The sequence below is a fragment of the Neobacillus citreus genome (assembly GCF_018343545.2).
GTDB classification, from domain to species: domain Bacteria; phylum Bacillota; class Bacilli; order Bacillales; family Cytobacillaceae; genus Neobacillus; species Neobacillus citreus.
On the sequence record NZ_JAGYPE020000079.1, the window covers coordinates 1 to 11,448 of the forward strand.

Annotated in this window: 13 protein-coding genes and 1 other annotated feature; of the genes, 7 read left to right on the forward strand and 6 right to left on the reverse strand. The window is 41.1% G+C overall.

Annotated features, from left to right (window positions below):
• The 4 genes from KHB02_RS26510 to metG form a co-directional block, all read left to right on the forward strand.
• Positions 1–144, forward strand: a 144-nt coding sequence (locus KHB02_RS26510) for a kynureninase/PvdN C-terminal domain-containing protein (RefSeq protein ID WP_476739052.1), incomplete at its 5' end; no start/stop codon positions are given.
• Positions 145–189: 45 nt separating this feature from the next.
• Positions 190–1,038 (forward strand): tryptophan 2,3-dioxygenase, encoded by an 849-nt coding sequence (kynA, locus tag KHB02_RS26515; RefSeq protein ID WP_213146425.1) that lies wholly within the window; start codon positions 190–192, stop codon positions 1,036–1,038.
• A gap of 38 nt (positions 1,039–1,076) precedes the next feature.
• Positions 1,077–1,703, forward strand: a complete 627-nt coding sequence (kynB, locus tag KHB02_RS26520; RefSeq protein ID WP_213146424.1) for an arylformamidase — start codon at positions 1,077–1,079, stop codon at positions 1,701–1,703.
• Between the two features lie 92 nt (positions 1,704–1,795).
• Positions 1,796–2,068, forward strand: a binding site (T-box leader).
• A 58-nt stretch (positions 2,069–2,126) separates the two neighbouring features.
• Entirely contained in the window at positions 2,127–3,761 is a 1,635-nt protein-coding gene (gene metG / locus KHB02_RS26525) for a methionine--tRNA ligase (RefSeq protein WP_213146423.1), read from the forward strand.
• 24 nt (positions 3,762–3,785) lie between these two features.
• Here metG and KHB02_RS26530 read toward each other — a convergent pair whose 3' ends face one another.
• Positions 3,786–4,850, reverse strand: coding sequence for an undecaprenyldiphospho-muramoylpentapeptide beta-N-acetylglucosaminyltransferase (locus KHB02_RS26530; RefSeq protein ID WP_213146422.1), 1,065 nt, complete (start codon positions 4,848–4,850; stop codon positions 3,786–3,788).
• A 189-nt stretch (positions 4,851–5,039) separates the two neighbouring features.
• Between KHB02_RS26530 and KHB02_RS26535 the strand changes: the two genes are divergently transcribed.
• Complete coding sequence (locus tag KHB02_RS26535; RefSeq protein ID WP_241114117.1) at positions 5,040–5,117, forward strand: YjcZ family sporulation protein; 78 nt, start codon at positions 5,040–5,042, stop codon at positions 5,115–5,117.
• Positions 5,118–5,240: 123 nt separating this feature from the next.
• On the opposite strand, the gene KHB02_RS26540 is transcribed toward KHB02_RS26535, so the two are convergent.
• The 3 genes from KHB02_RS26540 to KHB02_RS26555 all read right to left on the reverse strand — a co-directional run bounded on the left by KHB02_RS26540 (position 5,241) and on the right by KHB02_RS26555 (position 8,958).
• Positions 5,241–5,651 carry a hypothetical protein gene (locus KHB02_RS26540; RefSeq protein WP_213146421.1) on the reverse strand — a complete coding sequence of 137 codons (411 nt, stop codon included), beginning with the start codon at positions 5,649–5,651 and terminating at the stop codon, positions 5,241–5,243.
• Positions 5,652–6,450: 799 nt separating this feature from the next.
• On the reverse strand, positions 6,451–7,698 hold the full coding sequence (locus KHB02_RS26550) for a cation:dicarboxylate symporter family transporter (RefSeq protein ID WP_213146420.1): 1,248 nt from the start codon (positions 7,696–7,698) through the stop codon (positions 6,451–6,453).
• A gap of 279 nt (positions 7,699–7,977) precedes the next feature.
• On the reverse strand, positions 7,978–8,958 hold the full coding sequence (locus KHB02_RS26555; protein WP_213146419.1) for an alpha/beta fold hydrolase: 981 nt from the start codon (positions 8,956–8,958) through the stop codon (positions 7,978–7,980).
• A gap of 148 nt (positions 8,959–9,106) precedes the next feature.
• On the opposite strand from KHB02_RS26555, the gene KHB02_RS26560 reads away from it, so the two are divergent.
• Together KHB02_RS26560 and KHB02_RS26565 are read left to right on the forward strand one after the other, a co-directional pair.
• Positions 9,107–9,886, forward strand: a complete 780-nt coding sequence (locus tag KHB02_RS26560; protein WP_241114113.1) for an alpha/beta hydrolase — start codon at positions 9,107–9,109, stop codon at positions 9,884–9,886.
• A 31-nt stretch (positions 9,887–9,917) separates the two neighbouring features.
• Positions 9,918–10,304 (forward strand): YbaN family protein, encoded by a 387-nt coding sequence (locus tag KHB02_RS26565; RefSeq protein WP_213146418.1) that lies wholly within the window; start codon positions 9,918–9,920, stop codon positions 10,302–10,304.
• A gap of 39 nt (positions 10,305–10,343) precedes the next feature.
• Here KHB02_RS26565 and KHB02_RS26570 read toward each other — a convergent pair whose 3' ends face one another.
• Positions 10,344–10,727: a MazG nucleotide pyrophosphohydrolase domain-containing protein gene (locus KHB02_RS26570; RefSeq protein WP_213146417.1), complete on the reverse strand. Its 384-nt coding sequence runs from the start codon at positions 10,725–10,727 to the stop codon at positions 10,344–10,346.
• A gap of 33 nt (positions 10,728–10,760) precedes the next feature.
• A complete protein-coding gene (locus KHB02_RS26575; RefSeq protein WP_213146416.1) occupies positions 10,761–11,201 on the reverse strand; it encodes an NUDIX domain-containing protein in 441 nt (146 codons plus the stop codon).
• Between the last annotated feature and the right edge of the window lie 247 nt (positions 11,202–11,448).

The window sequence follows — 11,448 nt, forward strand, 5'->3', positions numbered from 1 at the left end:
CGTGCTCCTAATATTATCCGGCTGGCTCCGGTTGCCCTTTACAACACATTTGAAGAAGTTTGGAAGGTTGTTCAAGTTTTAAAGATCATTATGTCGGAAAAACAGTATGAAAAGTTTGCCAACGAGCGAGATATTGTCGCGTAGCCAAGGTCTTTTTTTTTAAAAATCCCCTAAAAGGAGCTTGTTGTTATGGAAAGGGATGCTCAGGAACAAAAACCGGATTGGGAAAAAGAGATTCAAACCGACTTTGAGAAGGAAATGTCCTACGGAGATTATCTTCATCTTGATAAAGTTTTATCAAGCCAGAACCGGTTATCCGACCACCACGATGAAATGCTGTTTATCATCATCCACCAGACGAGCGAGCTATGGATGAAACTGATTCTGCACGAATTGAACGCCGCCATCCAATGTATTCTCCGAAACGATTTGGAGCCATCATTTAAGATGCTTTCGCGCGTTTCCAGGATTCAGCAGCAGTTAATCCAGTCGTGGAATGTTCTCACGACTTTGACGCCTGCTGATTACATGCAATTTCGCCATAAACTTGGACGTTCTTCCGGGTTCCAATCGTATCAAAATAGGTTGATTGAGTTTGCTTTAGGTCAGAAAAATACCGGGACATTGGCTGTTTATCGGCATCAGGCTGATCTATATAAAAAGATGTGCGATGCTCTAGGCGAGCCCAGCATATATGATGCAGCCATCTCAGCCCTTGCGGCTAATGGATTACCTGTTGATGAGGTTGTGCTGAAACGAGATTGGTCGGTGTGTTATGAGCCGAATAACAGTGTCGAGGAGGCGTGGCTGACGGTTTACCGCAATACCGATAAATACTGGGACCTCTACGAACTGGCTGAAAAGCTGGTCGACATCGGTCATCAGCAGCAGCTTTGGCGATTTCATCACATGACGACTGTGGAGAGAATTATTGGCCATAAGAAAGGAACTGGTGGATCCTCCGGTGTTCCCTATTTAAAAAAGGTCATTGATCATCAATTCTTCCCTGAGCTCTTGAGCCTAAGGACAAAGCTGTAATACACTAAGGTTATGTAATTGTTGGAGGCGGTATTTAAATGAATAAATGGATAGATATTTCGCAGCGGCTGGATAACAATATTACGGTTTGGCCGGGGGATACCCCTTTCTCTTATCGGGTGAGTTGGAGTATGGAAGAGAGCGGCTCGTGCAATGTCGGCGAAATCACGATGAGTGCTCACACCGGCACCCATATTGATGCCCCCTACCATTTTGATAATGATGGAAAAAGGGTAATTGATTTGGATATTAATTTGTATATTGGCCCGGCGCGGGTTGTTCATTTGCCGAATGTGGCGAAAATAGGAGTTAAGGAGCTTAACAGTTTAGATTTGGAAGGAGTTGAGCGGCTTTTAATTCGGACTGATGCTTGGTCAGACCGTCGTGCGTTTCCTAGCTCAATTCCCCCAGTAGAGCCTGAGTTAGCGGCTTATCTTTCTGAACGGGGTGTACGGCTGCTTGGACTCGATTTGCCATCCGTGGATGAGTTGGATAGTAAAGAACTTTCCGCCCACCATGAGCTTACTCGCTGTGGGATTCATATTTTAGAGGGATTGGTCTTGGATGAGGTGGAGCCAGGGGATTATGAGTTGGCTGCACTGCCGCTGCCATTGGTGGAGGCTGATGGAAGTCCGGTGAGGGCTGTGATTAGGAAATTAGGGTAGAAAGATCCCTGCAGTTCAATTCTTAAAGTCCATTTTTCAAATATTAATTGATTTTGGGAAATTTACCCTTTATAATAAATCCAATATATTCATCATTAGCGATGACGAGGAAAAGTAAAATGACGATACTTTCACCAGAGAGCTTCGGGAGCTGAAAAGAAGCAAAGTGACTCATTTGAACAATGGCCTCTGAGCTCCGTTCTGAACGTTATACCCTGTAACTAGTAGGCCGCGGCGAGTGTTGGTACTCGTTATCAAAACCACAGTATCGAACATCAACGTTCCGTACTTGCTGAGACTGATTGCGTGAGCAATTAGTAATTTAAGGTGGTACCACGGGATATTAATATAACCCCGTCCTTATCTATTTTCTATGGATAAGGGCGGGGTTTTTTGTTTTTTCAAAAAAGGAGGGTATTGAAAATGAATGTATTTATTGGAGGGGCTTGGCCGTATGCGAATGGATCGCTGCATCTCGGTCATATCGCAAGCCTGTTGCCGGGCGATATTTTGGCCCGTTATTATCGGCAAAGAGGAGAAAATGTATTGTACGTTTCGGGAAGTGACTGCAACGGGACGCCGATTGCCATCCGCGCCAAACAAGATGGTGTTTCTCCAAAGGAAATTGCCGACCGCTACCACAACGAGTTCGACGACAATTTTAAAAGGCTGGGATTTTCATACGATTGTTACACGAGAACAGATTCAGAGCATCACCATAAAACGGTACAGCAAATTTTCTTGGACCTCATCAACAACGGCTATATTTATAAAAAAGAAATCGAGCAAACGTATTGTGAATCCTGCGAGCAGTTTCTTCCTGACCGATACGTCGAGGGGATTTGTCCCAACTGCGGGCAGCCATCACGAGGCGACCAATGTGATTATTGCTCCACCATTCTGGACCCAATCGACCTATTAGAGAAAAAGTGTAAGCTATGCGGGAATACTCCGGCCATTAGGCAAACAGAGCACTTCTATTTTTCATTAAAGAATTTCAAAGAACCGCTCACAAACTTGGTTTCCAGAGCTAAAGAGAATGCTACCTGGCGGGAAAATGCTATCCATTTAACTGAAAGATACATCAACGAAGGCTTACAGGACCGGGCTGTCTCTAGAGATTTACCAGTGGGAATCAGCGTTCCTGTAAAAGGCTATGAAGAGAAAAAAATCTATGTTTGGATTGAGGCAGTCTCGGGGTATTATTCCGCCAGCAAAAAATGGGCCTTAGATTCCGGAAAAAATGATTCAAAATTTTGGGGTGAGGACGCCGTTTCTTATTATGTGCACGGAAAAGACAATATTCCTTTTCATAGCATCATTTGGCCAGCGATTTTACTCGGCATTCAAAACAAAAAGCTGCCAGACCATATTGTTTCGAATGAATATTTAACGCTTGAAAAGAAAAAGATTTCGACCAGCCGCAATTGGGCTGTGTGGGTGCCGGATATTTTGGAAAAATATCATCCCGATTCGATTCGCTATTTTTTAACGATTAATGCACCTGAGAATCGAGATACTGATTTTTCCTGGCGGGAATTTATTTATAGCCACAACTCCGAGTTGCTTGGCGGGTATGGGAACCTGGTCAATAGGACATTGAAGTTTATTGAAAAATACTACGGGGGACGTGTACCAATTGGTTCTATTAAACCTGATATTCAAACAAAAATTAAAAAGGCCTATCAGACGGTCGGTAAGAATATTGAAGGCGGACATTTCAAACAGGCATTAGAAGAGGTTTTCAGTATTGTCCGCTACACGAATAAATATTTTGACGAACAAAAGCCATGGAAACAAATTGCTGAAAATAAAAGCGAATGTGATCAAACCATTTTTCATTGTACGATCGTCATATTGAATTTAGCGCAATTATTAGCACCGTTTTTGCCGTTTTCCAGCAAAGAGGTCAATCAGATGTTTGCTCGTTCCGAATTTACATGGGAATCTATCGACTCTATCCCGGACAAAATTGCTGAATTGAAGCCATTATTTGAACGAATTGACGTGAATGCTATTCAAGATGAATTAGAAAAATTAAATACCCAATCCAATTAAAAAAGCTAGCCTTCGCTAGCTTTTTTATCTATATTTATTGATTTCCATCACCAGCGTCTGCAATGCTTCCCCTTGCTGTGAACGCTTCATATTCTGGCGCATTTCCGCGCTTTTTTGGTCAAGCGATTCTAAATGTTTCAAAAGTGACTCGCTAGTTAATTTTTCTTCTTCAAGGGTGAGGGAGAATCCTTTTTGCGCAAAGGCTTTTGCGTTTAAAATCTGGTCGCCCCGGCTTTGCTGCAGACCGAGTGGAATAATTAACATCGGGATATTTAATGCCAAAAATTCAAAAATGGCATTAGAGCCTCCTCTTGTAATCACCAAGTCTGTTGCTGCTAAAATATCCGAGAGCTCTTCATGTACATATTCAAATTGCTTGTACCCTGGAACGCCTTCAAGGCTGGGGTCAAGATTATTTTTTCCACACAAATGAGCAATTTGGTACTTTGCCGTCAACTCTTTAAGCGAACCTCTCACTGCCTCATTAATCTTCCGTGCCCCCAAGCTTCCGCCCATGATGGTCAGTATCGGCCGGCCGCTATGGAACCCTAGGAAACGTCTCCCCTTTTCCGCCGAACCTTCTAAAATTTCCTTCCTTATCGGGGAGCCAATCGCCTTCACTTTACCTTTCGGAAAATATTTTTCCGTCTCTTCAAAGGATGTAAAGATTTTGTTCGCGAACCTTTGGGAAATCTTATTCGCCAGACCCGGAGTCATATCACTTTCATGGATAAAGATCGGGATTTTCAAAGAACTGGCCGCAATAATGACCGGCACAGACACAAATCCACCTTTTGAAAACACCAAATCAGGCTTTAATTTTTTCAGTACCCTTCTTGCCTCCAGGCAGCCCCTCAACACCCGGAATATATCCTTTACATTTTCAAAATCAATATATCTTCTCAGCTTCCCGCTGCTTATTCCGTAATAAGGGACTTCGATTTTTTCGATTAATTCCTTTTCAATGCCCTTTTTGGAGCCAATATATTTGATATCCCAGTCATTTCTTATCTCACTGATAATGGCCAGATTTGGTGTAACATGGCCTGCGGTACCCCCGCCTGTAAAAACAATCGTCTTTTTCGACATTTCTGCCTCCTACAACATTGCATAATAGAATAATTATATGAAATTGTTGAAGGCAATACCATCTTTTAGAATTTTATTTTTTCAACAGATAAAGATATTTCGGTATAATTCCATACTTGTCCCTTTCAAAAAATAAACCCTTTGAATACATTGTAGTACATGTAAAAAGGAGGTGAGGTTATGTACGGCATGGGCAACAGTTTCGTTTTGATTGTCGTTCTGTTCATCCTGTTGATCATTGTAGGAACAAGCTTCGGCAGATACTAATTTAGTTTGGACAACCCTCCTAAAACCTCCAACCGTTTTGAAGCGTGGCAGCCACCACGCTTCTTTTTTATTTTAGAATAAGGACGAAAAAGACCAAACCTGGATTTGGTCTTTTTAACGGTCTTAGGCCACTTTAATTGCTTTGCCAAACGGCACTCTTGGAAGGAATACACCTGGTACGAGCCAAAACATTTCATAATCAAGCTTTTCTAAGTCCTCAGAAAAAAAGCCAGTAACATCGGTAATATAAAACAGCGTATCAATTTGTTCTTCCTTTGCCCACTCAAGAACTAATGTATAGGAGGATTTCCCGTGAGAATACCATTTAATGGTGTCACTTTTTATCGGAGAAATGCTCCTTATTTTAAAATCTGCTTGAACTAAAATCGTATCGGGTTTGACTGTTTCAAACAGTTTGACTATGTTATTGATGAGAATCGTTGGGGCATCATTACTTGAAGTGTCCACTGCCAAGGCCACCTTTTTATCCTGACGTTCCTGAATCATCGAAAGAATCCGCTTATGCCATTTCACACCGTTTCCCCCTTTGCAATATTCAAGCGACCGCTATTATTTTCGGTAATAGAGAATCGGTTTATGATTGGATAAATACGGCAGTAACTTGCATAATGGCAAGGGATTCAAGCGAAAAATTATACCCAGCATTTATATTTTTTTGTCGATTATTTGTAAGGTTTAATGACTAAAATACATCATGAACCTATTTTCAATCTCGGGATTCATACCGTTCACGGCAGGTAAATGAGGTTTTGATCTTCATAAAATCATACATTAACGCAGCTTTTCTTCCTTTATCTGTATGGTGGTTTCGTTTATGGCGCAGGCAATCCATGAATTCAAAATCACAGTGACATGGGTCGATTCCACGTTTTAGACAATAGTCATGCCGCTGGCAACATTCGTCAACATCATTAATGGGGGCACCCGGCCCGCTGCAACCTGGACCTCACCAGCGGTAACCAGGGAATATACAAAAGCCAAATGGATTTTTTCGTCCGCCGTTATGCAAAAAATATGCACCTCCCTCAAGTGGTTGTCCTATGCTATTAAAATATGTGTAACCATTTGAAAAGGTATTGGCGCATTTACTACTATTTTACATTTTCAGAGAATGCAAAAAACCGCTTGGAATTTCTTCCAAGCGGTTTTTGGTCAACAATATTGCAAACCTTCATAAATGTATTCCACTTTAATTCTGGGTCATTTTTTTAGACTAATCTAATTAAAAAAGGACCTAGTTTTTTAAATTTCGCCATAATAAAAAGGCGCCTGACACCATAAAAGTATCAGACACCTTTATTTATTATTACCACTATGCCACTAATTCTTTTACCTCGTCATCAACCTTATGGCCTTCCCATCTTGAGATCACGATGGCAGCTAAGGAGTTACCGACGATATTGACGCAGGTCCGCGCCATGTCAAGGATACGGTCGATTCCGGCGATGAAGGCAAGGCCTTCTACTGGGATACCTACGGTTCCCAAAGTGGCAAGAAGAACAACGAATGATACACCTGGAACTCCGGCAATCCCTTTAGAGGTAATCATCAATACAAGCACCAACGTAATTTGGTGGCCGATGCTCATATGGATTCCGTACATTTGTGCAATAAACAATGCCGCAATAGCCTGGTACAAGGTAGAACCATCGAGATTAAAAGAATAGCCCGTTGGTATAACAAAGGAGGTAATCGCCTTTGGACAGCCGAGTTTCTCCATTTTTTCCATAATTTTCGGAAGAACCGTTTCCGAGCTTGCTGTAGAATAACCTAATAATAGTTCGTCTTTCAAATATTTCAATAGCTTAAAGATATTAAAACCGACTATTTTAGCTGTTAATCCTAAGACCACTAAAATAAAGAACGCCATGGCTCCGTACACAACGATGACCAATTTTCCTAAAGGAATAAGCGAAGATAACCCAAATTTTGAAACCGTTACACCAATTAAGGCAAATACACCAATTGGAGCAACCTTCATAATTTGATTGGTCACATAGAACATAGCATCAGCTGTTCCCTTGAAGAAATTGATTATCGGGGTTCCTTTTTCCCCAATAGCGGCAACGCCCAATCCGAACATGACGGAGAAGAAGATGATCGCTAACATATCACCGTTCGCTAATGACTGCATGATATTGGTCGGAACAATATTGACAAAGGTATCAGCCATTGAATGGGTTTCTGTTGTTTTGGCAGTTTCCACATACGTGTTAATGTCAGTTTTCGTTAAGTGAGAACGGTCAACGCCAGTCCCTGGATGGAAGATGTTACCGGCCAAAAGACCAACAACAATGGCAATTGTCGTAATGATTTCAAAATATAGCAGCGTTTTGCCGCCGAGTTTCCCTAAAGATTTCATATCACCGGTACCGGCAACCCCTACTATGATACTCGAAACGACAATTGGTACGACAATCATTTTAATTAACCGAATAAAAACGTTTCCAATTGGCTGTAAATAATCTGCAATATGCGGGTTTCCATAGAAAATGGCACCAACAATAATACCAAGCACTAAACCAATGAAGATTTGCCAAGCCAAGCTGATTCTTTTCATAACATGCACCTCTCCTTGTTGAAATTAAAACTGCATAGAGGAATTTTTCATTTTACCTCTTTTCTTTCAAAAAGCAAATGAAGATAATCACAATTTTATCGCCTAATATAATTTTATTTTCAAATCGCATACAAATCAATGGCAAAGAAATACCATTTTCAAGTAATTCATTAGGACTATTTTAAAAATAAAATTATTTTGAAATATTAAATAATTATGTATATCGAACCATAACGAAAAAGAACCCTGTTTCCAGAGTTCTATGCTGCTTATTATTGCCTAAATATTCGTCAGCCTTTGTTTAATCTTTATACATTCGTGATAAAATTTTTCAGGTTCCTCAAAGTTCAATAGATGGGCTGAGTTTTCAAACCAAACAAATTCCTTATATGGACATTGCAGAGCGTCAAAGTATTGTTTGGCTAAGGCGGATGGTGTCTGATAATCCTGCCTGCCAGCAAAAATAAAAACCGGCACCTCCAGTTTTATCGCATTCGTTATGAAATCGATTGGCAACAACTCTTCCCACATAGTTTCCAAACAAAATTTTCCTGCCTTTATGTAGGAGAACCAGTCCTTCAGCGTGTATTCATTGGCGAACAGCATGTTAGAATAAATCAAATTAAATTCATTGACCCCGATATAGGAGCCCCCAAACTTTGTCAGCCATTTCCTTTGGACATTTAAGTAGTCCATGTCAGCAGGATTATAAACAAGCCCTTCCAGTTCCTTAAGAGCTTTCACATTTTTTAGTTCACGGGCCTTGTTCAATGTATATTCATATGATAGCTTTTCCCCTGCACGCATATCGGCCACCTGGCCAATGCCGATATAGCTAGAAATATATTGCGGACACTTCTGAATAGCCAATATACCAAGGACCGTTCCCCAGGAATGCCCAACAAGAATCAGCTTTTCTTTGTTGAAACGCTTGAGGAGATATTCAATTACTTGGATGGTGTCATTTAAAATATTTTGAATGGTTAGGTCTTCTTTTAGAATATCAGGAGAGTAGGACAACCCTGCCCCTCTTTGGTCCCAGTTAACGATTAGGAACTCCCTTTCAAGGTCCTTTTGAAATTTGGGGGCAAATCCGATTTGTGCTGTGCCCGGTCCGCCGTGCAAAAACAGCATAATCGGCTGGTTAACATCTTCCCCTCTGAATAGGACCCATTGCTTTCTGCCGCCAATCATCACTTCTTCCAATGATGCAATGGATTCCGTTTGGCTCTGTATCTTTTTCGTTTTCCTCGCGAGCATTTCGCACCACTCCAATAGTCTGGAATTTTTTCCACATTCAACCATATTATAAATCCTATTATCTTCTTTTTATATAAAAATTTAGGCAAAAATTGGTGTTTATGATAAATTTAAGTTTAGGAGATTGCATGATTGGAAGTGGTTCATTGTGTTGGAAAAATTCACCCTTTATATGACATCATTTCAGCAAGATAGAATGATTCGTGTTTATTTGCCAGAATCCTATCAGGACGGATTGAAACGGTATCCCGTTCTCTATATGCACGACGGGCAAAATGTGTTTGAAGATGTAGGTGCTATTAACGGAACTTCATTAGGTTTGAAAGAGTTTTTAGAGGAATCTGGTCTTGAAATAATCGTGATTGGGATTGATTTAAATACTGAGGGCGAGGGTCGGATAGACGAATACTGCCCGTGGAAACAAGGAAAGTTAAGTGAGGAAATATTAGGCTATGCCAGTCCTTCAGGCGGGAAGGGCGAGGACTATTTGGATTTTATTGTCCACGAATTGAAGCCTTTCATAGACCGTAAATACCGGACACTTGAGCATGAAACAGCGATGGCTGGGATTTCGTTAGGAGCGATCATTTCCACTTATGCAGCCTGCTGTTATCCGCAGATATTCAGAAAAATCGCCGTACTTTCGCCAGGCTTTTATCGGAACCAAGAAGCCTTGGTGGAATTTATTAAACACAGTGATTTATCTGGAATTGAGAAGTTTTACATGGATATTGGTACCAAAGAAGTTCCGGATGATCCACAGGCAAGCAAGATGTTTTTCAGCCTTGCCAGACAGGTATATGACCTTTTAAGCAGCCAGATTGGCGATACACGCTTTGTAAGTGTGGAAGATGCCGAACATCATTATCGTTTTTTCCGGGAGAGAATGCCGGAGATTCTGGCTTACCTATTTTCTGATAAGGTATAATGTAGAAAAGGAAGTTGGGTCCGAGGGAACAATGATTAGTCAAAACCGTATTGTTAAATTTATTTTTATAGTGATTGGGTTTATTTCGCTTGGCTTGGGGATTATCGGGATTGTTTTACCTGTTGTGCCAACGACACCTTTGCTGCTCTTGGCATCCTTTTGCTTTATGAAAGGGTCAGCACGGTTTGAGCGCTGGTTTAAGGGGACAAACCTCTATAAACGCCATTTGGAAAGCTTCGTCCAGGAACGGTCAATGACCCTTAAGCAAAAGCTGTCGATTTTGTTGTTTGCGGATGCAATGATTGCGATTCCTTTTTTCCTTCATCCAAGCTATATCGTGAAAAGCGTGCTGCTGTTAATTGTCATTTATAAGTATTATTATTTTATTTTTAAAATAAAAACCGTTCGGTCAGATTAAGGCTTAGACGAAGAAAGACAGGAATGCGCTTCCTGTCTTTTATTTTTTTACCGGTGCGACATCCTTATTACGCCGGTTCTTGACCTCATCCATTTTGGAGTAAAAGGTTTCCTCGAGGTCGAGTCCAAAATAATTATAAAGTTTGAGCATGTAGGCGAGGCAGTCAGCTAATTCCTTGCCTATGTCTTCTTTTACAAAATCCTTAGACATTTGGAAGGCCTTCCCTTCCTCCATGCCTTCATGGACTAGAGTCCTTGTCATGTTAAAAGCCTTTCTCAGTTCCTCCGCGACCTCCGCCACTTCTGTTGTCAGAAGCATGTAGTTATTTAAAAGGGAAGCCCGGGCTTCCTCAAAGCTTTCATTGCTGATTTCCCAGCTCATTTCTTTATGGAATTGTTTGGCGAATTCCTGGATTTCTTTCATGGGTGTCCCTCCGATTATGTTTTTCTGCTGTCTTTAAAAAGAGGCAATTCCTTTATGTACCTTTTGGGCAAATTGAATGAAATAGGCGATATTTCCGTCTCCGGCCATTTTGGGGTTAGAGGCGTCCAGCAAATGGTCGTCCTCTATATGCAGCCATTCCAATGTGCCTTCATCCATTGTTTTAACTGTGGGGGAGGGTTCAATGTTCCGGTTCAATTGGAAATAGTAGACGGATAGTCTTACACCCGACTTGAATTCCAGCGTGGTTAAGTGACTGGATGTTTGAATATCGGACTGTTTTAAACCCGTTTCTTCCTGGAGTTCCCGAAACATGGCATGCTGTGGATCCTCACCAAGTTCGATTTTCCCACCTACACCATTGTAAAGATATTGGTAAGGCGGCTTGTTTCTTTTTAACATTAAGACGCGATCCATTGTGTGATTAAATGCAAAGCCGACTACATAGTGCTTCATTTTTGTTAACTTCCTTCGAGTTTTTATGTATGCTGATATTACTTTATCATAATTCCCAGCGGTATTTCCTTAGGAGCCTCTATGGTATTATAAGACCATTTCCTCATTCTTCTACGACGGATCTAGTCTTATGAATCCCTTTATAAGACCATTTCCTATCGACCTGACCAGCAAATCTGGTCTTATGAATCCTTTATAGGACCATTTCCTATCGCTCAACCCGACGAATCTGGTCTTATGGATTCTT